18 protein-coding genes and 1 pseudogene are annotated in these 23,532 nt (G+C 64.2%); 9 read left to right on the top strand and 10 right to left on the bottom strand.

Annotated elements, in window-relative coordinates:
• Positions 1-41: 41 nt before the first annotated feature.
• Positions 42-935, top strand: coding sequence for a phenylalanine 4-monooxygenase (phhA, locus tag AC0Z6F_RS15620; protein WP_100435636.1), 894 nt, complete (start codon positions 42-44; stop codon positions 933-935).
• A 98-nt stretch (positions 936-1,033) separates the two neighbouring features.
• Here the strand turns inward: phhA and AC0Z6F_RS15615 are convergent, their stop codons facing one another.
• The gene (locus AC0Z6F_RS15615; RefSeq protein WP_004133012.1) at positions 1,034-2,089 is read right to left on the bottom strand and encodes a LacI family DNA-binding transcriptional regulator; all 1,056 of its coding nucleotides are present in this window, start codon (positions 2,087-2,089) and stop codon (positions 1,034-1,036) included.
• A gap of 239 nt (positions 2,090-2,328) precedes the next feature.
• Between AC0Z6F_RS15615 and AC0Z6F_RS15610 the strand changes: the two genes are divergently transcribed.
• The 4 genes from AC0Z6F_RS15610 (at position 2,329) to AC0Z6F_RS15595 (ending at position 5,348) form a co-directional block, all read left to right on the top strand.
• On the top strand, positions 2,329-2,919 hold the full coding sequence (locus AC0Z6F_RS15610; protein ID WP_050767025.1) for a cysteine dioxygenase family protein: 591 nt from the start codon (positions 2,329-2,331) through the stop codon (positions 2,917-2,919).
• 115 nt (positions 2,920-3,034) lie between these two features.
• Complete coding sequence (gene eda, locus AC0Z6F_RS15605) at positions 3,035-3,673, top strand: bifunctional 4-hydroxy-2-oxoglutarate aldolase/2-dehydro-3-deoxy-phosphogluconate aldolase (protein WP_004132971.1); 639 nt, start codon at positions 3,035-3,037, stop codon at positions 3,671-3,673.
• Positions 3,674-3,769: 96 nt separating this feature from the next.
• Positions 3,770-4,798, top strand: coding sequence for an alcohol dehydrogenase AdhP (gene adhP, locus AC0Z6F_RS15600; RefSeq protein WP_100467669.1), 1,029 nt, complete (start codon positions 3,770-3,772; stop codon positions 4,796-4,798).
• 157 nt (positions 4,799-4,955) lie between these two features.
• A complete protein-coding gene (locus tag AC0Z6F_RS15595) occupies positions 4,956-5,348 on the top strand; it encodes a hypothetical protein (protein ID WP_448122410.1) in 393 nt (130 codons plus the stop codon).
• Positions 5,349-5,419: 71 nt separating this feature from the next.
• Here the strand turns inward: AC0Z6F_RS15595 and ligD are convergent, their stop codons facing one another.
• The 3 genes from ligD to AC0Z6F_RS15580 form a co-directional block, all read right to left on the bottom strand.
• Entirely contained in the window at positions 5,420-7,897 is a 2,478-nt protein-coding gene (ligD, locus tag AC0Z6F_RS15590; protein ID WP_485617588.1) for a DNA ligase D, read from the bottom strand.
• A gap of 3 nt (positions 7,898-7,900) precedes the next feature.
• Positions 7,901-8,806, bottom strand: a complete 906-nt coding sequence (ku, locus tag AC0Z6F_RS15585) for a non-homologous end joining protein Ku (RefSeq protein WP_004132923.1) — start codon at positions 8,804-8,806, stop codon at positions 7,901-7,903.
• A gap of 139 nt (positions 8,807-8,945) precedes the next feature.
• Positions 8,946-9,344, bottom strand: coding sequence for a hypothetical protein (locus tag AC0Z6F_RS15580; RefSeq protein ID WP_004132921.1), 399 nt, complete (start codon positions 9,342-9,344; stop codon positions 8,946-8,948).
• Between the two features lie 147 nt (positions 9,345-9,491).
• On the opposite strand from AC0Z6F_RS15580, the gene AC0Z6F_RS15575 reads away from it, so the two are divergent.
• Complete coding sequence (locus tag AC0Z6F_RS15575) at positions 9,492-9,836, top strand: hypothetical protein (protein ID WP_012509612.1); 345 nt, start codon at positions 9,492-9,494, stop codon at positions 9,834-9,836.
• An 85-nt stretch (positions 9,837-9,921) separates the two neighbouring features.
• Here the strand turns inward: AC0Z6F_RS15575 and AC0Z6F_RS15570 are convergent, their stop codons facing one another.
• Positions 9,922-12,015 carry a TonB-dependent receptor family protein gene (locus AC0Z6F_RS15570; RefSeq protein WP_485617590.1) on the bottom strand — a complete coding sequence of 698 codons (2,094 nt, stop codon included), beginning with the start codon at positions 12,013-12,015 and terminating at the stop codon, positions 9,922-9,924.
• 171 nt (positions 12,016-12,186) lie between these two features.
• Between AC0Z6F_RS15570 and AC0Z6F_RS15565 the strand changes: the two genes are divergently transcribed.
• From AC0Z6F_RS15565 to AC0Z6F_RS15555, 3 genes are all read left to right on the top strand, one after another.
• The gene (locus AC0Z6F_RS15565; RefSeq protein WP_032129275.1) at positions 12,187-13,389 is read left to right on the top strand and encodes an amino acid aminotransferase; all 1,203 of its coding nucleotides are present in this window, start codon (positions 12,187-12,189) and stop codon (positions 13,387-13,389) included.
• A gap of 332 nt (positions 13,390-13,721) precedes the next feature.
• Positions 13,722-14,738, top strand: a complete 1,017-nt coding sequence (locus tag AC0Z6F_RS15560; RefSeq protein ID WP_014035428.1) for a class 1 fructose-bisphosphatase — start codon at positions 13,722-13,724, stop codon at positions 14,736-14,738.
• Positions 14,739-14,845: 107 nt separating this feature from the next.
• On the top strand, positions 14,846-15,553 hold the full coding sequence (locus AC0Z6F_RS15555; protein WP_012509608.1) for a 2OG-Fe(II) oxygenase: 708 nt from the start codon (positions 14,846-14,848) through the stop codon (positions 15,551-15,553).
• A gap of 60 nt (positions 15,554-15,613) precedes the next feature.
• Here AC0Z6F_RS15555 and AC0Z6F_RS15550 read toward each other — a convergent pair whose 3' ends face one another.
• The 5 genes and pseudogenes from AC0Z6F_RS15550 to AC0Z6F_RS15530 all read right to left on the bottom strand — a co-directional run bounded on the left by AC0Z6F_RS15550 (position 15,614) and on the right by AC0Z6F_RS15530 (position 23,059).
• Positions 15,614-15,796 (bottom strand): hypothetical protein, encoded by a 183-nt coding sequence (locus AC0Z6F_RS15550; RefSeq protein WP_012509607.1) that lies wholly within the window; start codon positions 15,794-15,796, stop codon positions 15,614-15,616.
• A gap of 5 nt (positions 15,797-15,801) precedes the next feature.
• Positions 15,802-18,018, bottom strand: coding sequence for an RHS repeat-associated core domain-containing protein (locus AC0Z6F_RS15545; RefSeq protein ID WP_485617593.1), 2,217 nt, complete (start codon positions 18,016-18,018; stop codon positions 15,802-15,804).
• A gap of 194 nt (positions 18,019-18,212) precedes the next feature.
• Positions 18,213-21,437: a DUF6531 domain-containing protein gene (locus AC0Z6F_RS15540; protein WP_012509605.1), complete on the bottom strand. Its 3,225-nt coding sequence runs from the start codon at positions 21,435-21,437 to the stop codon at positions 18,213-18,215.
• Between the two features lie 170 nt (positions 21,438-21,607).
• Positions 21,608-22,462 (bottom strand): annotated as a pseudogene (locus tag AC0Z6F_RS15535) (PA0069 family radical SAM protein); the annotation flags it as partial.
• Positions 22,463-22,582: 120 nt separating this feature from the next.
• A complete protein-coding gene (locus AC0Z6F_RS15530; RefSeq protein ID WP_485619102.1) occupies positions 22,583-23,059 on the bottom strand; it encodes a cyclin-dependent kinase inhibitor 3 family protein in 477 nt (158 codons plus the stop codon).
• Between the last annotated feature and the right edge of the window lie 473 nt (positions 23,060-23,532).

Genomic DNA, 23,532 nt, shown 5'->3' with positions numbered 1-23,532 from the left:
CCCTGCCCTAGCATCGTGGGTATCCCGTCAAGGAGTGCCCCATGGACCTCGCCCAGCCCCGCCGCGTCGAACACCAGCAGACCGACAAGGGCTACGTGCCGGTGTATACCACCGCGCTCGTCGAGCAACCGTGGGACACCTATACCGCCGACGACCACGCCACCTGGAGCACGCTGTACCAGCGCCAGCGCGAGCTGCTGGTCGGCCGCGCCTGCCAGGAATTCCTGGATGCGCAGGACGAGATGGGCATGAGCGCGCACATGATTCCGCGCTTCGACCAGCTCAACGAAGTGCTCGGTGCCGCCACCGGCTGGACCCTGGTCGGTGTCGAAGGCCTGTTGCCGGAACTGGATTTCTTCGACCACCTGGCCAACCGTCGTTTCCCGGTGACCTGGTGGATCCGTCGTCCGGACCAGATCGACTACATCGCCGAACCGGACCTGTTCCACGATCTGTTCGGCCATGTGCCGCTGCTGATGAATCCGGTGTTCGCCAATTACATGGAGGCGTACGGCCGTGGCGGCGTCAAAGCACACGCGATCGGCCCGGACGCGCTGCAGAACCTGACCCGCCTGTACTGGTACACGGTGGAGTTCGGCCTGATCGATACGCCCGACGGCCTGCGCATCTACGGCGCCGGCATCGTGTCGTCGAAGGGCGAATCGCTGTACTCGCTGGAATCGGCCGCGCCCAACCGCATCGGCTTCGACCTGCAGCGGATCATGCGTACCAAGTACCGCATCGACACCTTCCAGAAGACCTACTTCGTCATCGACAGTTTCGAACAGCTGATGCAGGCGACCTCGCCGGACTTCACCCCGATCTACGCGGCGCTGGCCGATCAGTCGCATCTGCCGGCGGGCGATGTGCAGGGCGATGACCGCGTGTTCCAGGCCGGCACCGGCGAAGGCTGGGCCGACGGCGGCGACGTGTAAGCACGCGCAATCTGCCAATGAAAACGGCGCACTCCGGTGCGCCGTTTTCGTTGAAGCCTGCCTGCACTGCCGCAGCGGTGCAGGCGAAGGCAGGGCAGTCAGCCTTCCACAGCCCGGCAGGAACCACGCACCATCAGCTGCGGATGCACGCTGGCCGCAGTCGGCGCCTCCGGTACGTCGGTCTGCACCAGCATCGCGGCGGCCATGCGGCCGATGTCGGAGACGTGGCGGCGCACCGAGGTCAGCGGCGGCCACAACCGCGACGCCAGCGGGCTGTCGTCGTAGCTGACGATCGACAACTGCTGCGGCACAGCGATGCCCGCACGCAACGCCACCTGGTACACGCCGGCCGCCATTTCATCGTTGCCGGCGAAGATCGCACTGGGCCGTCCTTCGCCCATCAGCAGGCGCTCGGCGGCATGCACGCCCGACTCGAACGTATCGCCTGCTTCCAGCACGCGCTCACCCGGCAGGGTCAGGCCCACCTGCGCCAACCGGTCGAGGAAGCCATGGGTGCGCTCGCGTGCGGTACGGCGGTCGCCCGGACCGGTAATCACCGCGATGTCGCGGTGGCCGAGCGAGAGCAGGTAGCCCGCAGCCGCGGCTGCACCGTCGCGATCGTGGGTGACCACCGCCTGTGCTTCGTCGTCCGAGGCATGCGCGTTGATGCGGATGTAGCGGCATTCGATCTCGTCGAGCATTCCAGTCAGCGCCACCGACTCGGAGGCGCGCGGGCCAAGGATCACGCCATGCAGTTTCTGCTGCTGCACGAAGCGCCGCACGCCCTGCGCGCAGTCCGCGGACTGGCTGTCGCAGGGATGCACCACCAGCTCATAGCCGGTGCCGCGCAGCGCTTCCAGTGCGCCCTGCTGCAGGTCGACGATGCATTGGGCGCCCGGGTCGTCATACACCAGGCCGATCAGGAAGGAGCGGCGGAACGCGAGCCCGCGCGCCAGCGGGTCGGGCACGTAACCGACCTCGCGCATCAACGCCTCGACCTTGTCGCGGGTGTCTTTGCGCACCAGCGGCGAGTTGTTGATGATTCTTGAAACCGTTTTCTTGGAAACTCCCGACAGTCGTGCGATGTCGTTGATCGTGGCAGCCTTGCCCTTCGATGCCGGCAACGCGGCATCGCTAATAATTCGCACTGACATGTATAGAACCAGGTAAGTCGGAGAATTCTAGCCTTGCGCCCGTGGGGCGCGAAGTTGCGGAATGTCGCAGTTCGCTCGGAGTGAGTCGCATTCGACACGCTCCGCTGCGCGGGGTTCCATTGTGATCGCTCTACTTCGTTCGCATCTGAACCGTTCTTCCGCGCGTGTTCACCATGAATGCGGGCGCGACGCGCGCGAACGCCAACATTCCTTTAACCATGCTCCGCTACAGTCGGGGCATGGACCTGCAGACTTCTCCGTTTCCGCCGTTCCGTGGTCGCGATCGGTTGATCGCCGCCGTCGACGCGGCGATGACCTCCGGTGATGCCGGGCGCATCACCGCCGACCTGCAGTTGGCACTGCAGGACGCCATCGCAGACAGCCGCATCGAACTTCCCGAGTGCGTGCACCGTCCGGTCGGTGATCATTACGCGCGACGCCCGCTCTACCACAGCCGCGAACACGGCTACAGCGTGATTGCCATGAGCTGGGGCCCAGGGCAGGGCACGCCGCTGCACGACCACGATGCCATGTGGTGTGTGGAGGGAGTGTGGTTGGGCGAACTGGAGATCACCCGCTATGAACTGCTGGAGCGCAACGGTGAGCGCTGCCGCTTCCGTCGCCATGCCGCGCTGCGCGGGGGCTGCGGCAGTGCCGGCAGCCTGATTCCGCCGCACGAGTACCATACCCTGCGCAACGCCAGCGACGCGGCCCTGGCGATCTCGGTGCATGTGTATGAGGCACCGATGGAGCGCGCCGCGGTGTTCGATCCGCTGGGCGGTGACTGGTACCAGCGACGCATCCAGGCATTGCAGGCCGACCCGGCCTGAGTCACGCCGGGGCAGGGCACCGCCAGCGTCCTGGTGGTCCACGTGGCATCATGCGCCGCTGCGCTGCCGGGCCCGGCAGCGATCCGCGATGCCCGGTCGGGCAAGGAGCAAGACGATGTCCAGCGCTGATCCGCGCCTGCGCGCGCTGTTGAAGCTGGCACCGGTGATTCCGGTGTACACCCCCGAAGACGTGAATGAAGCGGTCGAAGTGGCCCAGGCGCTGTTCCGCGGCGGCCTGCCGGTGATCGAAGTAACGCTGCGCACGCCGCAGGCGCTGGATGCGATCAAGGCCATGGTCGAGGCCGTGCCCGATGCCGTGATCGGCGCCGGCACCGTGCTCAACGCCGCACAAATGCAGGCGGCAAAGCAGGCCGGTGCGCGTTTTGCCGTTTCCCCCGGTGCCACGCCGGCGCTGTATGCGGCCGCGCGCGATGCCGACCTGCCGTACCTGCCCGGTGCCGCCACCGCCTCGGACCTGATCCTGGGCCTGGAGCACGGCCAGGACACCTTCAAGTTCTTCCCGGCGGTGCAGGCCGGTGGCGCCGCACTGCTGGCGGCCTGGCACGGTCCGTTCGCCGATGTGCGCTTCTGCCCGACCGGCGGCATCAGCACGCAGACCGCGCCGCAGTTCCTGCACCTGCCCAACGTGCTGTGCGTGGGCGGCTCGTGGCTGACCACCCCGGCGCTGCTGCAGACCCGCGACTGGGATGCGATCGAGCGCCTCGCCCGCGAGGCCTCAGTGTTGGCCGGCTGAAACCGCTGCGGGAATCTTCAAAGGTTTGATCGTGATCAAAGCGCCGGCCTCGCGCCGGCGTCATTCTGTGGGCAAGCGCACTACGGAGATCCGAACATGAATTCGACCATGAAGGCCGCCGTCGTACGTGAGTTCGGCAAGCCACTGGTGATCGAGGAAGTCTCGGTACCGCGCCCGGGGGCGGGCGAGGTACTGGTCAAGATCGAGGCCTGTGGCGTCTGCCACACCGACCTGCACGCCGCCGAGGGCGACTGGCCGGTGAAACCGAACCCGCCATTCATCCCCGGCCACGAGGGCGTGGGGCACATCGTGGCCGTGGGAGGCGGGGTAGGGCACGTCAAGGAAGGCGACAGGGTCGGCATCCCCTGGTTGTACTCGGCGTGTGGCCATTGCGAACACTGCCTGGGTGGCTGGGAAACGCTGTGCGAGACACAGCGCAACACCGGCTACTCGGTCAACGGCGGCTTCGCCGAGTACGCACTGGCCGATGCCAACTATGTCGGCCTGCTTCCGAAGGAAGTGGGCTTCGTCGAGATCGCGCCGGTGCTGTGCGCCGGCGTGACCGTCTACAAGGGCCTGAAAGTCACCGATACCAAGCCCGGGGACTGGGTGGTGATTTCCGGCATCGGCGGCCTCGGCCACATGGCGGTGCAGTACGCCCGCGCGATGGGCCTGAACGTGGCTGCGGTGGATGTGGACGACGGCAAGCTGGCATTGGCCCGGCAGCTCGGCGCGCAGATCACTGTCAACGCGCTCACCACCGACCCCGCCGCCTTCCTGAAGAAGGAAATCGGTGGCGCGCACGGTGCGCTGGTCACCGCGGTTTCGCCGAAGGCGTTCGAGCAGGCACTGGGCATGGTCCGCCGTGGCGGCACCGTCTCGCTCAATGGCCTGCCACCCGGCAATTTCCCACTGGACATCTTCGGCATGGTGCTCAACGGCATCACCGTGCGTGGCTCGATCGTCGGCACCCGGCTGGACCTGCAGGAATCGCTGCAGTTCGCCGCCGAAGGCAAGGTCGCGGCCACGGTCAGCACCGACCGCCTGGAGAACATCAACGACGTGTTCGCGCGCATGCACGCGGGCACCATCGAAGGCCGCGTAGTGCTCGACTTCGCCGCCTGACCGTCTGTGCATGGCCGTCGTCGCTCCGTCCCCCTCTCCCACGGACGCGGCGGCCATGCCTATCCATCGGGTCGGATCCCATCCGTCCCTGACGGATGGGCTCTGACCTGTTGCAACCCGACGGCCTGACTGCTTCGCGCAGCCGTACAATGCGCGCATGCCCGGCCTGCTCAAAACCCTGTTCCTGTCCATCGTCGCCCTGATCGGCGGCGTGCTGTCGCTTGCGCTGGTCAGCAGCGTCGCCAGCTGGCTGCCCCCGCTGGTGGGCCTGTCGCCGGGCGATAACAGCGTGCAACTGGGGTGGGACCTGGCCTTCAGCGTGCTCGGCGGCGTCGCCGGCATTTCCTTCGCCACCTACTACGCACCGTGCTGGCCGCGTTCGCATGGTTATTCGATCTGGTCACTGATCGCGCTGGGCTGTGGTTACGCAGTGTGGACGGCCGGTGCGGATTTCCCGTTGTGGTTCGTCATTTCGCTGCTGGCGTCACTGCCGCTGCAGCTGCTGGCCGGCTGGTGGTTCGGTCGCCGCGCGTCGCGCGATCCGCGCTGAGCGCATCCAGGTAGTGCCGGCCGCTGGCCGGCAACCTCGGCCATGCTACAGGTGCCGGCCAGCGGCCGGCACTACCGCTTCAGCGACGGCAGCGTCTGCTTCAACCGTTCAATGCCCTGCCATGGGTCACCCTTCAGCCGCTTGGCACGCGCCAGCGCCTTGGCCATCGGAAACGCGTCAGCCGCGCTCACCCGGGCCAGCTCTTCCCAGCGCAGCGGCACCGCCACGCCCGCACCATCGCGCGCGCGCAGCGACCACGAACAGACGCTGGTGGCCCCCCGCGTATTGCGCAGCCAGTCGATGAAGATGACGCCATTGCGCTTTGCCTTGCTCATCGTCGCCACGTAGCGATCACGCTGCTCCAGCGCCATTGCCTGCGCGAACGCCTCGCAGAACGCCTTCGCCTCGTCCCAGCCTGCCTTGGGCTGCATCGGCACCACCACGTGCACGCCCTTGCCACCGGACAGGCGTACGAAGCTCTTCAGGCCCACCTGCTGCAGGCGGTCACGCACATCGCGTGCACCGGCTTTCACCTGTGCCCAGCTGACGCCTTCGCCGGGATCGAGATCGAACACCAGGCGATCCGGATGCTCTGGATCGATCACGGTCGCGCCCCAAGGATGCAGCTCCAGGGTGTTCATCTGCACCAGCTGCAACAGGCCCCGTGCATCGTCGATATAGACATAATCCTCGCGGCCGCTCTTCTGTTGCAGCGGAACCGCGTGCACGGCATCGCCCAGGCCGGGACCGTGGTGCTTCTGGAAGAAGCAGGCCCTGCCCACGCCGTCCGGGCACCGGAGCAGTGACAGCGGACGTCCGGCAAGTTCGGGCAGGATCCAACGCGCCACGCGCTGGTAGTAGTCGGCCACGTCGCCCTTGCTCAGCTTCTCCTTTGGAAACACCACCCGCTCTGGATGAGTGATCTGGACCTCGCCTCCGGCTTCGGTATCGGCTGTGCTCATACCCAGATCCTCTTTCTGCTTGTCGCTGCGCAGCCGCTTGAAACTGGCCTGGCGCAGCAGGCCTTCCTTGCCCCAGCCACGGAATGCCACCTCCGCCACCGTCACCGGTTTCACCCAGCGCACGCTGGCGGCACGGAACGGCACATGCGCTGGCAGCTGCAGCACCGGTGCATTCACTGCCAACGGCTGCAGTGCCTTGAGCAGCGCGCGCAGGCTATCGTCGTCGAAGCCGGTGCCAACGCGGCCCACATAGCGCAGGCCAGCCTTGTCCGGCGTGGCCAGAAGCAGCGAACCAAATCCCACCCGGGAACCCTTGGGTGCCGTGTGGCCGACAATCACGAACTCGTCGGTGTCTTCGTGCTTCACTTTGACCCAGCTGCGCGCGCGGGTGTTCACATACGGCGCATCCACCTGCTTGCTGACGATGCCTTCGAAGCCGGCCCCACCGCTGGCGTCGAACACCTGCGGTCCATGGTCGATCACGTGTTCGCTGAAGGCCAGAGTGCCGGGCGCCGGCCCGATCAGATCCTTCAGCAGCGCCTTGCGTTCCAGCAACGGCACACGACTGATGTCCACGCCGGCCACCCCCGGAAGATCGAACACGATGTAGCGCAGCGGTTGCTTCGAACTACCGTCGATCACCCGCTGCAGCGCTGCGAAGTCGCTGCGTCCATCCGGATCCAGCACCACCAGTTCGCCGTCAAGCCGCGCATCACGCACCGGCAGTGCCAGCACGGCCTGTACCAGCTCGGGAAAATCATCAGTCCAATCCAGGCCGTTGCGGGAGCGGAGCTTCACCTCGCCATCGTGCAGATCGGCCAGCAGGCGATAACCATCCCACTTGATCTCGTGCAGCCAGCGCGCGCCGTCCGGCGCGCTGTCGCGATGATCGGTCAACTGCGGTTTGAACGCGCGTGGATAGGGCGTATCGCGTGCACCGTCCAGTTTCAGCGCGCGCGCATGCCAGCGCGCATCAGCCTTGCGTGTGGTCGTGCGTGCGGCAGCTGCAGCACGCTCTACGGAACGCTTCTTCGCCGCAGGCGCTCGTTTCGGCATCGGTGCCGTCAGCAGGTCATCCGCCTCGGCGTCGCGCGCTTCGCCATCGTCGCGCTTGATCAGCAGCCACTGCACCTGACGCCCTTTCATTGCCGTACGCACCAGCTTCCAGCCACCGGCCAGGCGTTGCCCGTGCAGCACGAAGTCGATCTTTCCAGCCGCCAGCGCCTGCAGTGGATCACCTTCACAGGCCCAGGTGCCGTGATCGAAGACATCCACGTGGCCAGCGCCATAGTGGCCTTCAGGAATGTCTCCTTCGAAACCGGCGTAGGACAACGGGTGATCTTCCACCTCCACGGCCAGCCGCTTCTCACCGACGCGCAGCGAAGGTCCCTTGGGCACGGCCCAGCTCTTCAGTACGCCGTCCATTTCCAGGCGGAAGTCATAGTGACGCGAGCTTGCGTGATGCAGCTGGATGACGAAGGTCGGCCGCCGCTTCGGATCGCCGCGTTCGGGCGTGTCGTCAGGCTCCGGCGTCTGTCCGGCGCCACCACCCAGTCTGCGCTTGCGCCGGTACTGGTGCAGCGACATGGCTCAACCTGCCTTGCGCCGGGTGGTCTTCTTCACGGCCTTTTTGGCGGCCTTCTTCGCAGCCTTCTTCGCCGGTGCCTTGCGCGTTGCCGTCTTCTTCGCGGGCGTGCGCTTGTTGGCGTCCAGGCTCTTCTGCAGCAACGCCATGAAATCCACCACATTGGTGGTGGCATCTTCACGCGGTGAGGGCTCGTCTTCCACCCGGGTAGTGCCGCCCTTGGATTTGATGCGCTTGTTCAATACCAGCTGCAGACGCTCGCGGAACTCATCGTGATACTGCGAAGGATCCCAGTCACCGGCCATTGACTCGATCAGCTGTTCGGCCATCGCTGTTTCCTTGCTGGTGATGCGGTAGTCGGACAGTTTTCCGGTGGGCAGCTTGTAGTCCTCGGGATCCACCAGCTCCTGCGGATAGCGCAGGATCATCAGCACCAGCGCGTCCTCATGCGGCATCACCGCGCACAGGTATTCGCGCGTGCGCACCACCACCCGCGCGATGCCCACCTTGCCGGTACTGCGCAATGTCTCGCGCAGCAGCACGTAGCCCTTTTCGGCCTTCTTTCCGGGTACCAGCAGATACGGTTTCTCGTAGTAACGCGGGTCGATCTGCGCCGCGTCCACGAACGATTCCACTTCCACCGCTTCGTGGCTTTCCGGCGCGGCCGAACGGATATCGCCTTCCTCCAGCACGACGTAGCTGCCCTTGTCGTACTCGTAGGCTTTGACGATGTCCTTCCACGGCACCTCCTCGCCGGTATCGGCGTTGACCCGCTCGAAGCGGATCGGCTTGCGGTCACGGGAGTCGAGCATGCGGAACTGCAGATCGACTTTGCGTTCGCCGGACATCAGCGACACCGGCACGTTGAGCAGGCCAAACGACAGCGTGCCGGTCCAGATCGGGCGAGCCATGGGTGCACCTTTGGCGGGGCAGGGTGCCCAGCGTGGGCCGGAGGGCGTAAACCAGCCGTGTCCGTGCCGTGCACGCCAGGTGGCGCGGCGACGTGGTCGTAGAGCCGAGCCCACGCTCGGCTGCTTCAGGTGCCCAGCGCTACTGCAGCAACGGCCTCACCGCTGCCGCCGGGATATGGTCCAGTGCGCGCCACGCATCTTCCACCACCGGCCGCGCCTGCGACCAGCTCAAGCGCGAGTGCCCACGCATCTGTTCCCAGTGCTCGGCCAGCTCCTCGCAGGTATCGGCGGCGTCACCGCGCGGCCAGTCGGCGGCATGCGTGGTCAGCGCAAAGGCGTAGACCGGGCAGAGGTCACGCCAATTGCGATGGCTCTGGCCACGGCGCTCTTCGTAATCGCTCAGCATGTACTGCAGGTAGTCCTGCGCCACCGCCTGCGGGTCCTCGTGGCGACGCGTGCGGCGCTGAGCTGTGCGCTGGCCGAGCGGATCGAGCAGGGCGTTGAACACGGACGGTGCGGGTCGTTCAAGACGGGGCATGGCCGGCTCCTGCAGCGGGGGCGGGTGGGCAGGAATACGCGCGGTCCCGTTACCGGGGGGTGAGCGAGATGTTCATGACGCCAGGTTCGCGGCGGCTTTACCTTGCGAGCGGTGTAGTGGGAGCCCCCGAGCGCAGGTAGCCAGACCATGAGCCGAGAGACCTCCCGTGACCCGCTGCGGGAAAACCACCCGCCCATTCCCGGCGAGCAGCGCGGTAAGCGCGATGCCGACAACGCCGACTACCGCGGCACCGGCGCACCGTTCTTTGACGCCGAGCATGGTGGCGAGCATCTGCCGGTGAAGCACGAGTCTGAACAGGCCGCGCTGGACCGCAAGGATGGCGGCGACCGCCATCGTGGGGGCCAGGAAAGCCCGCTGAAACGCCGCGAGCGCAAGCAGCATGCCAGCGACAACCAGGACGAGGCGCTGGAGGAGACCTTCCCGGCCAGCGACCCGACCTCGCCGTTCGTACCGGCCAAGGCCCCCGACTGACGGGTAGCGCCGGGCCATGCCCGGCGAGCGCATAGCGCAGCGCGGGATCCACCGGGCATGGCCCGGCGCTACCGTGGGAACGGCGTCAGCGCCACGACCACTGCAGCCCGAGGCTGGCCCGCCGTCCCGGTCCCGGCTCGTGGAAGCGGCCATTGCCGTCATTGACGATCACCGAGCCGATGTAGGCCTGGTCCAGCACGTTCTCCAACCGCGCGAAGGCACGCAGCTCACCGCCCGGCAGGGTCCAGCGGCGTCCACCCTCCAGGTGCAGCAGAGCGAAACCGGGCGCGCGCGCCGTAGCCACGTCATTGACCACGGTATCGGTGCTGGCCGAGGCCTCCAGCGCCCACTGCCAGTCAGCGGGTGTCCACTGCAGCCGGGCGAAGGCCTGTTGGCGCGGCACACCAGGCAGACGGCTGCCCGCGGCGACCACGTTGTTCGAGGTCAGGTACGGCGAGCGCACCTGCGCCTGCAGCCAGGTCCAGGCCAGCTGCAGTTCCAGCTGCTCGGCCAAGGGCTGGCGATACTGTAGTTCCACGCCTTGGCGACGGGTGCAACCGATATTGCGGTAGGTACTGCGCCCGCCGATGTTGCTGGCAACGGCCAACTCATCGTCGGTATCTGCGCGGAACAGACTGATATCAAGCTGGGTTCCGTCCTGTGCGTGCCATTTGCTGCCTACCTCCAGATTGCGGCTGCGCGCGGCCGCCAGGTCCAGCGCCAATCCCGCTTGGCCGTCGGCGCGATAACCCAGTTCGTTGAAGGTGGGGGTCTCGAAACCACGCCCCACGGCCGCGTGCAGCCGCCACTGTGGGCTGGCCTCGAAGCTGATCCCGGCCACGGGCGTGGTTGCCTGGTAGTGGCGGCGGCCGCTGTCGTCCGGATTGCGCCCGGTGACGTAGCGGTCATCGGATTCGAAACGCACCGCGCTGTGGCGCAGCCCGGCCAGCAGCGACCAGCGCGGGCTCCACTGCCACCAGGCCTGGGCGAACTGGTCGACGTTCTGCACGGTATCGATCTGGTCTCGGCGCAGGCGCCCACGCGCGCCCAGGGTGCTGCCGATGAAGTTCTCGTAGCCGGTACGGTGCTGGCGCTGGCGGTCGGCGCTGAGCCCGGCCACCAGATCCAGCGGTCGACCGGCGAGGTCGCCGTGCCAGCCCCAGCGCGCGTCCAATCCGCCGTAGCCGCCCTCCAGATCGATCACCCCGCCGGCATGCAGCGGGCTGTTGGTCTGGGCTGCAGGCGGAATCGACAGGTACTGGCGCACCGCGCGCTGGCCGGCATAGCCCATCAGTTGCCAGCGCTGGGTGTCGGTTTCGCGGGTCCAGCGCAGACCCGCCTGCTGCTGGCGCACCGATTTGCGGGTGTTGTACTGGTGCGCCACCGCCGTGGCCTGGCGTGGATCCGCAGCGACCTGCGCGCGGGTCAGGCCCAGTGGATCCTGTGCGTCCGGCGCATCCAGCGCGTTGAGTAGCAGCTCCAGTCGCCCACCGCCCAGATCGCCGCCGATGCGCGCAGTGAGCGATTCGCGGCGCGCGCGGCTGTGTTCGCGCCAGCCATCGGTGCGGAAGTGATTGGCGGCGATGTTGTAGTCCAGCCCGTGGCTGGCTCCCTTCAGCTGCGCGCCGACGCTGAGCGTGTTGTCGGCACCTGCGTTGAGGCGCAACCGCCACGGGTCGTCGGCCTGGCCCTGCGCACTCCACACCTGCAGCACGCCGCCGGAGGAGTTGCCGTACAGCGCCGAGAACGGCCCGCGCAGCACCTCGATGCGTTCGGCACCCAGCAGGCTGGCATGCGACAGCTGGCCCTGGCCATCGGGCATGGTCGCGGGCACCCCGTCGATCAACACCCGCACGCCGCGCACACCGAAGGTCGAGCGCGCGCCAAAGCCACGGATCGACAGCTGCGTGTCCTGGGCGAAGTTCTGCCGATCGCGCGCCAGCAGTCCCGGCACCCCGGCCAGTGCCTCGGACAACTGCACGCTGTTGCCGGCCCGGCCGGCGTCGATCCAGACCGTGTCCTGGCTGGCCGGCAGCGCGAACGGGTCGATGCCCGGCACCCGCGCCGCCTGCACCTGCACGGCGGGCAGGGCGATGGGCGCAGGCTCGGCCATGGCCGCCAGTGGCGACAGCAGCAGGGCGGACAACGGCAGGCAGTGGCGTCGTGCGGCGGGATTCATGATTCAGGTTGATGGATCAGGCGGCAACGCACGCCATGGTACGGGGCTGCGGATGACGATGGCGGCGGCCAGCCCCGGCAGGCTTTGTTACGATGGGCTGTTTCCGGCCGAAAAGCCGCAGACCGCGTGGCGCAATTCCTCCCCCTTTCCGTCTACCGAACGAGTACCGCCGTGTCCTTCTTTGCAAACGTGGAACTGGTCCCAGGCGACCCGATCCTGGGCCTGACCGAGGCGTACAACGCCGACAGCCGCCCGACCAAGGTCAACCTGGGTGTGGGCATCTACTACGACGAGAGCGGCCGCATTCCGCTGCTGCGGGCCGTCAAGCAGATCGAGCAGCAGCTCGCCAACGAGGCCAAACCGCGCGGCTACCTGCCGATCGATGGCCTGCCGGCGTACACGCAGGCGACGCGTGAGCTGGTGTTCGGCAAGGACTCGCCGCTGCTGGCCGCCGGCCGCGTCACCACCGCACAGACCGTCGGTGGCAGCGGTGCGCTGCGTGTCGGCGCCGATGTGCTGAAGAAGCTGCTGCCGCACGCCACCGTTGCACTGAGCAACCCGAGCTGGGAAAACCATCGCGCCGTGTTCAGCGCCGCCGGCTTCGAGGTGGTGGATTACACCTACTTCGACCCGACCACCCATGGCGTCAACTTCGATGGCCTGCTGGCCGACCTCGGCAAGCTGGAAGCCGGCACCGTGGTGCTGCTGCACGCCTGCTGCCACAACCCCACCGGCGCCGACCTCACCGTCAGCCAGTGGAAGCAGGTCGCGCAGCTGCTGAAGGACAAGCAACTGTTCCCCTTCATCGACATGGCCTACCAGGGCTTCGACAAGGGCATCGAGCAGGACGGCGCCGCCGTGCGCATCATCGCCGAAGCCGGCATCGACAGCTTCATCGTCGCCAACTCGTACTCCAAGTCGTTCTCGCTGTACGGCGAGCGCGTGGGTGCGCTGTCGATGGTGGCGCCGACCGCTGCTGACGCCAAGGCCGTGCAGTCGCAGGTCAAGCGCGTGATCCGCACCATCTACTCCAGCCCGTCCACCCATGGTGCCGCGCTGGTGGCAGGCGTGCTGACCAACCCGGAACTGCGCGCGATGTGGGAGCAGGAGCTGACCGAGATGCGCGAGCGCATCCACGCACTGCGCCAGGGCCTGGTCGAGAAGCTGGCCGCTGCCGGTGCCCCGCAGTTCGGCTTCATCAACGAACAGGCCGGCATGTTCTCCTACTCCGGCCTGAGCCGTGAGCAGGTCGAGCGCCTGCGCGACGAGTTCGGCATCTACGCCGTCGGCACCGGCCGCATCTGCGTGGCCGCGCTGAACCAGAACAACCTGGAATACGTCGCCAAGGCCGTGGCCACCGTCGCCAAGGGCTGAAACAACGCTCCAGTAGCTTGAAGACAAAGGCGCCGAAAGGCGCCTTTGTTTTTGCTCTTGCTCTTGCCATCCCACCGCGCTCGCGGCGAACCCTGAAGCGCGCGGGAGGGGGAGGCGATGCAGAACCGTTGGCGCCATGGATGGCGCCATCGAGCTTACATGGACGTACTTGCAGCGTGTCCTGCATCGCCTCCCCCTCCCGTGAGCCTCGACAAAAGGAAGGCGCCACGAGCGCAACGCATCTGGAAACGATTACGCCTTCCCGCGCTCACGCACGGCCCCGCCATACGGGCGACAATAGGCGTTTTCCCGCTGCCGAGACCTGCCCGCTCATGTCCCGTACTTCGTTGACCCGCTTCCTGATCCAGGAACAGCACGCCGGCCGCATCAATGCCGACCTGCGCCAGCTGATCGCGGTCGTCGCCCGCGCCTGCACCAGCATCTCCATTGCCGTCAGCAAGGGCGCCCTCGGTGGCGTGCTCGGCGACGCCGGTACCGGCAACGTGCAGGGCGAAGCGCAGAAGAAGCTGGATGTGATCAGCAACGAGATCCTGCTCGAAGCCAACGCCTGGGGCGGCCATCTCGCCGCTTGTGCTTCGGAAGAAATGGACCATAGCCAGCCGGTGCCGGACATCTATCCGCGTGGTGACTTCCTGCTGCTGTTCGATCCCCTCGATGGCAGCTCCAACATCGACGTCAACGTCTCCGTCGGCACCATCTTCTCGGTGCTGCGCTGCCCGACCAATGTCGAACTGCCGGGCGATGACGCCTTCCTGCAGCCGGGCAGCAAGCAGATCGCCGCCGGCTACTGCATCTACGGGCCCAGCACCCAGCTGGTACTGACTGTCGGCCACGGCACCCACGCCTTCACCCTGGATCGCGAGAAGGGTGAGTTCGTGCTGACCACCGAGAACATGCAGATTCCGGCGGCCACCCAGGAATTCGCCATCAACATGTCCAACCAGCGTCACTGGGAAGCGCCGATGCAGGCGTACGTCGGCGATCTGCTGGCGGGCAAGGAAGGCGCGCGCGGCAAGAACTTCAACATGCGCTGGATCGCCAGCATGGTCGCCGACGTGCATCGCATCCTGACCCGCGGCGGCATCTTCATCTACCCGTGGGACAAGAAGGATCCGTCCAAGGCCGGCAAGCTGCGCCTGATGTACGAAGCCAACCCGATGGGCCTGCTGGTCGAGCAGGCCGGTGGCGCTGCCTGGACCGGTCGCGAGCGCATCCTCGACATCCAGCCCGACCAGCTGCACCAGCGCGTGCCGGTGTTCCTCGGCTCGCGCGAGGAAGTGGCCGAGGCCGTGCGCTACCACCACGCGCACGACGACGCGCAGGGCTGATGCAAGTCTCCCGACAACGGTCATGGCAGAACGATGACATGACCGTAGGGTGACACCGAGGGCGGCAAACGGCACCATCAAGCCATTGCCGCCTAAGGAATGCACGCATGCACGAGCAAGGCCCGGTCGATTTCATCGAAGTCATCCACAACGCCGTCCCCAGCGAGGTCTGCGCGGCCATCGTTGAGCGCCTGCGCGCTACGCGTGGCCTGCAGCCCGGTGCGGTGGGCAGTGGCGTGTTCCCGGAACTCAAGCACAGCAAGGATCTGCGCATCAGTGGCCTGGGCGGCTGGCAGGATGTCGATCAGCAGCTGCAGATCGCGGTGTTCAATGGCCTGCTGACTTATCTACGCCGTTATCCACAGGCGTTGATTGCGCCGCTGATGTTGCAGATCCAGGACAGCAACGGCCAACCGCGACGCCTGTCTGCCGAGGACTTCCCCGACATGCCGCAGCAGCAGCTGGCCGATCTGGCCCGCACCTGCCTGCGCCCGGGCGCGATCAACCTGCAGTGGTATGCGGCGGGCGAGGGCGGCTACCCGTACTGGCACTGCGAGCTGTACCCGAAGGATGCGCAGGCCGAGACCCTGCACCGGCATGTGCTGTGGACGCTGTACCTCAACGACGACTTCGAAGAGGGCGAAACCGAGTTCCTGTTCCAGGGGCGGAAGATCGCACCTCGTACCGGCAGCTTGCTGATCGCGCCGACTGCGTTCACCCACACCCATCGTGGCAACAGGCCGCAAGGTGGAGACAAGTTCATCGCGACCAGCTGGATTCTGTTCCAGAGTGCGCAGAAGTTGTTTGGGGGGTGACGCCGAGCTGCTCGACGATATCGCTTGCTCGACTTCGTTCCACTTTCAGTCGAGCAATCTCTACCGTGGGCGACGGCGATAGAGGATCGTGCCCGCCGCTGCACCGAACACTGCCACACCGAAGCCAACGAGCTCTTCTTCTCCAAGCGTGCCACCCGACATCAGCTTGCCGGCCGTCAGCAACAGGACGTTCAATGGAAGCATCCACAGGAACGCGATGCCAAGCCAGTAGATAATCTTCATTTCATCTATTTCCCACCACAGTCACAAGGAGATGCAGGTCCGCCGCCATTTTCTTTGATGCCCTTGGCGATTTCGTGCGCATCCGACAGCTTAGCGGTTCCTTTCAGAACACTTCGAATTCCTTTGCTTAGACTGGTGATTGTATTGAAGTTACTCACGTAGCGACCTATCTGGGCTCCCTGCCATCCCAATAGTGATCCGCCCACTTTTTCCAAAGCCGGTGTCCTCTCTTTCCCGTCAAACGCGGTCGCCAGGTTGTTGGCTCCATCGTGGAAGGTGGCCAAGCCCATTGCCGCCACCGTCAAACCAACGAGTCCGCCATCTTCGCTTCCTGCGACCGCTGCAATGATGGAGTCAGCACTACCCGCAGTTATTGCACCGACGCCAGCCGCCATATCGGCTGCTCCCAGGATTGCTCCGACATAATCCGTCTTGCAGAGACCCAATGGATCGAACCCGGTGACTGGGTTTCCTTCGGCGTACGCGTAGGTATTCAGTCCCCCTGCCAACCCGATCGGATCACTCTGCACATACCGGCCGATGCTCGCGTCATAGTCGCGGAAGCCGTTGTACCAGAGTCCGCTTTCCACATCGTAGTACTGGCCCGGGAAGCCAATGTTCAACCCTCCGATCTCATCCTTCTGGACGCTGCGGCCGTACGCATAGTTGTACGCCTTCCAGACGGTCTGCTGGCTCGGGCTGGTGACGAACTCCGGGCGTCCAAGATGATCGGTATGCACATAATTGTGCTGCCCGCTGCGAGCCAAACCCACCAGTTCACCTTCGAACCAGAAATAGTTGGTCCACACGCCATTGTTCAGCTCGGTCATGAGCTGGTTCTGGCCAGCGTAGAAGTAGCGGCTGTTGATGTTCTTGTTGACCTTCGCAACGCGCTGCCCCTGCGCATTGAGCACATAGTCAGTCGCAGTGCCACCGATGTTGCTGCGGCTCATGCGATTGAAGGCGTCGTATTCGTAGGTGCTGATCCGGCTGCCTGCGGTCTCGCTGATACGATTTCCCAATGCGTCGTACTGGTACTGACGGCTGCCGTCCTGGTTGGTGTAGTTCAGCACCCGGTTGCTCCCCGGGTCGATGCTGTATTGGGTCAGCTGATTTCCTGCCTGATAGCGGTCGTGATTGCCGCCGGCATCGTAGGAAAGATTGTTGATGACACCGAAGCGGGTCAGCTTGGTCATACGACTCAACGCGTCGTAGCCGATCAACTGCGTCATGTTCGGGTCGACAGCGTCGACAATGGCGGTGATTTCGCCATCGCCGCTGTACTGATAGTCCCAATAGCTGACCTTGCTGCCATTGGGTCCCCAGACCGACATTGCGGTCAGCCGCCCCTCCTGATCGTGGTTGTAGCCCCGGGCAAGCCCGTTGCCGTAGGCCAGCCACTCATGCGCTCCCGTGACCTTCCAGTTGGCTTGGGAAATGATTGAACGCTGAGTCCCGTCGACCGTCGCCGTCAACGCACTTGGTTTTCCTTGGGAGCCATATGTGTAGGTCGCCTTGTCACCGTTGGGATAGGTGATCTGGCTCAGGCGATTGATGCCGTCGTATCCATAGGTGGTGCTGTAGTCCGTCTTCTGACCAGACAGATCGGTGAAGTCGCGCCGTATCTGCAGCTGACCGTTCGGTGTATAGGCAAAATGGGTGGCGGTTCCGGGCCCTGAAGTGCCGCACATCTGACCCTTACCGTTGCCGCACCAATCGTAGCTATAACCCATTGTTCGGCCTTCTGCGCTCGCAGAAGTCATTCGTCCCAGACCGTCGTAGCCGAAGGAGACAACGCTGCCATCGGCCCGCGTCGTCGATGTCCGCAGACCTGCAGCATCGTACTGGTGCTGTGTCGTTCCCGTATCCGGACTCACCTGTTTCCACATCTGGCCGAAACCATCGAATTCGTAGGTGGTAACGAGATTGCGGGGATCGCTCACACGGACCGGGCGATCTGCCAGGTCGTAGGCAATCTGGGTCGTGCCCCCGACGGCGTCGATTGATTTGATCAGGCGTCCACGCGGATCGTAGCTCATACGGGTGACACGATTCTGCGAATCGGTCACCTGCGTGACGCGTCCCTCCGCGTCATAGGCATAGCGTACGTTCTGTACCCCATTACCGCGCTCGACGATCACGCGGCCCAGTTCGTCGTACTCATATGTGTTGACGGAGACAACAGCGTTCAGCCCGATCAGGGCAAGCGTCAGTGCTGGCATATGGATGGTCCTTTCTTACCGAAGGCGTTCGCAGACGCTGCGACAGCAACTTCCCTTGTTGTTCTCGACCGACTGAAAGACGTTTGCTTCCACGCCCCAAGCCGCACCACCGGACGCAGTTCTCGCGCAGTACCTGTAGTTCACCCTCTGGATAACAGCATTCGATGGGATGAGGGGTAAGGTCAGTGTGGTCATCACATCGGCGCCTCGCAGGTGGTGCTGTTTGGCGGGCAGTACCAATCCGCGTTTTCTACCGCGATCATGGTGTAGGGCCGGGGTCCCCAAGCCATACCGTTGGTCGCCATCTGGGCAATGTATGCAAAGCTCCTGATCCCGATGCCATCGTGGTAGGGCGCGACGTCGATGCTGAACGATGCAATCCCTCCAGGGGACACCGGCCCGGCCAGTGCTCGGGATTGATCCAGCTGGTCCTGGCCCCATGCAAGGTAAGTGTTTCCATCCCATACGACGTTGCCTGTGTTGCGGACCTGTATGGTCAACGTGCTTTGCCGTCCATTGGTGATGTTGGTGGGATAGGCATTGAAGGAAACGAACTCCGCACTCCGCACAACGGCTGGGACGGTGAAAGTGCCCGAGCGATTGATGGTCAGATGATCACCACCCCACGGCGAGATGCCATGAACATAAAGCGCCTTGCCACCATGCGCTGATCGCAGATTGCCATCGAGTGGAATCTTGAACCAATACGCATTTCCGCGTGCTTGGCAAGCGCTGGCGACGTTGCCGTCCGTTGCGAGGTTGGCACGACCACTGGCAACAAAGGTGCCCCCTGCCCAAGCGGAGTTTCCTGCATAGACGTGCACATCGATCGATGAGTCCACGCCGATCGAGCAGGCCCAGCCTTCCAGGAAGAAGTTCCAGTTTCCGTCCTGGGTCACGCCGCCGATATCACCAACGATTTTTGCCGTTGGAATCGCGAGCACCCCAGAGTTCGGAAGCGGTCGGTCCTGGCCGCGCCCCTGCGGAGATTGGCCGTAGATGGAAAACTTGCGACCGCCCAACTGTTGCCTCTGGGCTAGCGATATCGGCAACTGATACCTATAGGCACTCCCTGATGCTTGGCACGCCGCGGCAACTCCTGGCTCGCTGGCAAGGTTTGCTTGAGTGCTACCCAGGTAGACGTTGCCATCGGCGTAACCATCCACCTGGATGGATCCCGCCGATCCGGTGGAGCAGGCCCAACCTCGAACGAACCAGTTCCACTGGCCGTCGTGGGTGATTTCATCAATCATCCCCTTTACGACCGTATCCATCGGATAGTCGGTTTGTGAAACCTCAGTGCGCGTGCGATTGGAAGCGTTGTTGTAGCTATGACGGATCCACGCCCACTTGCCGTCTCCCATCGAACGGACTTCCTGTGTCAGGCGGCGCCCTGCATCGTAGCCGTAGCGGACTGTCACGCCATCAGGCTGGGTAAGCGAGGCGATGTCACCTGCAGCGGTGTAGCCAATGGCGGTAGTCGCCCAGCCGGTTCCCGAACTGGTTCTGTCGGATACAACGCGGCCGCGGCCGTCATACGTCAGCTCTCGCACACCACCATTCGCATTGACGATGCGTCCCGGCAACCCCAATCCGTTGTAGTTGGAATAGCTGATCGTATGACCGAGTGCGTTGGTGACGCTGGTCAGATCGCCTTGGCCGTTGAACACGGAGGTGACGTCGTCCTGCGCAAGCGGTCCATCGACTTTGATCGAGGCCTTCAATCCGTTTGCGTGATAGGTATACGTGCTCCGGGTCACTCGTGTCTGGCTGGGTACGCCACGTGCCGTCAGATTGCGCTCGGTTGCGCTGGCCACGTTTCCGCGATCGTCATAGGAGTAGGCAACCTCGAGGTCACCCACCACCGTTGTCTTGAGGAGTCTGTTCCGCGTGGTATCCCACTCCTGCAACGTTGTACGTTCGGCCGAGCTGCCGACAGCTTCCACCCGCTTCAGCAGGTAACCCTGAGCGCTGTAGTCGAAGTTGGTCAGATTGTCCTGGAAGTCATGGACCAGATCCGGGTATCCATTGGCGTCATAACTCTGCTCCTTGTAGCTGGCAGGGCAGTTCGGCGACGGATCACCCTTGGTCGATACCATCTTTCCGTCCTTGAACGTGTAAGTGGTGCTACGGCCAAGAGGGTTGATCACAGTGACATCAATATCGACGGGCCGCGTAAGGCCCGGCGCAGCGGCGGCCGTCATACCGAGAGCGCTCTCCATCGGCAGCGAGTCAACAGGCAGCGAGCGCGGTTGATAGCAGATGCGTGAGCCTCCGGTGCGCTGTTCGCACCATCCACGCTCTTCGTCGGCGCGGACACCGCCGGGTCGAGTCGGTGCGGGCGGCGGGAGCACCGGTTCGGTGCTGCGCACGGCATAGCTGAAGCGGAATCGCTCAATGCCACCGTTGTGCTCCGTGCTGATGGCGCGCCGCTCCGCGTCGTACGCAAAAGTGGAATAGCGCACGCCATCAAAGGACTTGCCAGTCAGGGCACCCGGGAAGCGAGCATCTTCGTAGTGGTAGCTGATCGTCGTCGCTGGTGTGCCTGGCAGCGTCGAGCTGGCAAGCCGGCCACGTCCGTTCCCGAAAACATTGGGGGTATAGGTGTAGCGATAGACGTTGCCGGCTGGATCGGTCACCTGGCTTACCTGTCCATTGGCCCAACCAAAGCTGACGCTGCGTCCCGAGGAGTGGGTCACCTTCTGCAGATAGCGGTCAGCATAGGAGAACGTCCAGCTCACGCCCTGCTCATTGCTGAGTCGGGTGATATAGCCCTCGACGTTGTAGGTCTCCGTACCGTTGTTTTCGTTTCGAAGCGTAAACGTGCCATCGCCGTTCGCGGAGAGGTACGCGATGGGCTGGGCCTTGTCCTCATACCAGCGACCGCTGGCAGGATCCTTGAGGTACTTGATGCGGCGACCGTCAGGCCGTTGCACCCACGCCAGCTGATTTGCATCGGTGAATGCGAGCGAATAATCGAAGTTGCTCAGCCAGTGATTGCCGAACAGCCCGGTCGCGCTCCAATAGTGATTGTAGTTGCGCTGCAGGAACAGTCCCATTTCGCCCTGACTGGCGAAATCAAGTTCTGGTTCAACCTTGTTGCCGCTGTAGAGCACGACGGGATTGCCCTTACGACCATTGCAGTCCTTCTCTTTGTCATCGGTCGGCTGCTCCTTCGCGGTTTCGGTCGGAATTGCACCGCCGCCGCCGCCATTGTCCATTTGAGACTCGGACAGGTGGACACCACTGCCGCCGCCAAATCCAAAACCACCTACACCGCCACCTCCAGCAGGGCGTTTGGCGGTGACTTGAACGGTTTCGAGAGTGTTTGCCGCCGTTGCCAATGTCATCGGCAGGGAAAGCAGCGGCAGAAGAAGAAGACGGGACTTCAGAGTGTTCCGTGTTGCAAAGTGCATCATGCGCTCGCCTATCTCCTCATCCGAGACCGAGTCATTCAGTCATCGGGGATTCATGTTTGTGGCGAGTTTATGACGGCCCTACGTCAGCTTGCAATAGATGGAGACGTACTTTCATGCATTGCGCGTCGCTGGGCGAGCGATGGTAGGTAGGTAGCCAAGTTGTACGTGCGTCAGAACAACGACCCCTGCGGCGAATCCTTCCTCGGTGGCAACGGCTTCTGGAACCGGCTGCAATCCAGCTTCGGCCAATGGCTGTTCTGCGCATTGAAGCCCAGACGTTTGCGCGCCAGCTTGAAGCGGTTGTTCAACAGATCGGCATACACGCCTTGGCCCCGCATGCGCGTGCCGAACTGGCTGTCGTAGTCCTTGCCGCCGCGCAGCTGCTGGATGGTACTCATCACATGTGCGGCGCGATCGGGATGATGGGTGTCCAGCCACTCGCGGAACAGCGGCGCCACTTCAAGCGGCAGGCGCAGCAGCACATAACCGGCGGTGCTCGCACCTGCGTCGTGTGCGGCCTCCAACACCGCTTCCAGTTCGCTGTCGTTGATCCACGGAATCACCGGCGCCACCATCACGCCCACCGGAATGCCGACCTCATGCAGACGCTTCATCGCGCGCAGCCGTGCGTGTGGCGCCGACGCGCGCGGTTCCAGCTTCGCGGAGAGATGCGGGTCCAGCGAGGTCACCGAGAAATGCACGCTGACCAGGTTCTCCGCGGCCAGCGGCGCAAGCAGATCGATATCGCGCTCGACCAGCGCGTTCTTGGTGATCAGCGAGAAGGGATGCTTGGTCTCCAGCATCACTTCAATCAGCTGGCGGGTCAGTTTGAACTTGCGCTCGATCGGTTGGTACGCATCGGTGTTGATGCCCAGCGCGATCGGTTGCGGCACGTAGCCCGGTTTCGACAGTTCCTTGCGCAGCAGCTGGGGCGCATTGGTCTTGGCGAACAGCTTGGTCTCGAAGTCCAAGCCTGGCGACAGGTTCAGATAGGCATGCGAGGGGCGCGCGAAGCAGTAGGAGCAGCAACACTATATGTGTTCGAGGAAAAGTGCTCAGCACTGCGTCCCCTACGGCGGCTTCCCTACAAACTACCTGCGGAGTTCCGTCCTCTTGTATTCCAGCCCAGGGCGGTAAAGGGTAGGTTAGCGGGGCATTGCGGCTCCCCCCAGACTTGAGGTTCCGCGAGCAGGCCAGTTCAGGATGAATTCTTCCTGCTCCGCAGTCTCCACTGCACCAGGCCGCACTGAGCGCACTTTAGCAATCGCATCGATGCCGTCCGAAGCGTAGCCTGTGTCAATGAGAAGCATCGACGCCACGGTCCCCGCCCGGCCCAGGCCTCCTTTGCAGTGCACCACGATCCTGCGTCCGGACAAGAGCTCGGCTGCGAGCTGAGGTCCTAGGGATTGCCATGGCACAAGCAGTCGCGCATCAGGAGCCGCACCATCCGTAATCGGCAGGCCGTGCCACTTCAAGCCGTGCGCTTTGGCACATTCTGCCAAGGATGTAATTCGTAACTCCTCGAACTCCCACGGCTCAATCAACGTGATCAGATGCTGTGCTCCCCACGCAACTATCGACGCTACGTCGATGTCCAAGTCTCGAGCCCAAGACCCCGTCATTGCGACGTCCTGATGTTTTCCCGGTGCAAAGGTGACGCCGATCCCACCGCCGTTCATCCCGACAGGCAAGGTCGCAATCTGCAGTGGATGGGAGATACTTGTTCTGCTCACCTGCGCTCTCCGAAATCAACGGCCCCTTGGGGCGAGAACGAACGCTGCGCCCTTTTGATCTGAAAGTCCAACTGTGAGCCTAGTGGTGCGTTTAGGGTCTGACTGAATGCCAGAAGCAGCGCGGAATCGCCCAACGCTTGAGAGAGGACCCAAGCCCCATTCGACGTTGGAACGAGCCTGCGGGACGGCGCTCCAGAGATCAGTGAGGCCTAGTTCCAGCCTCGCCGCGTCTCGGGATGCACGCTTATCGGACGTCCGCGTGCCGCCGCTAGTAAATCGCCCAGGGAGCGAGAGGCAGGCACCATCCTCACTGGGCACCCGCTATCGGCCAGAACCGGCAGCAGGCGCGGCGACGCCTGAGG

It is taken from the genome of Stenotrophomonas sp. 1L-E-5-B-C3, from assembly GCF_057292075.1.
The sequence above is the reverse complement of the archived record's forward strand: the minus strand, read 5'-3'. Positions and strand labels throughout refer to the sequence as shown.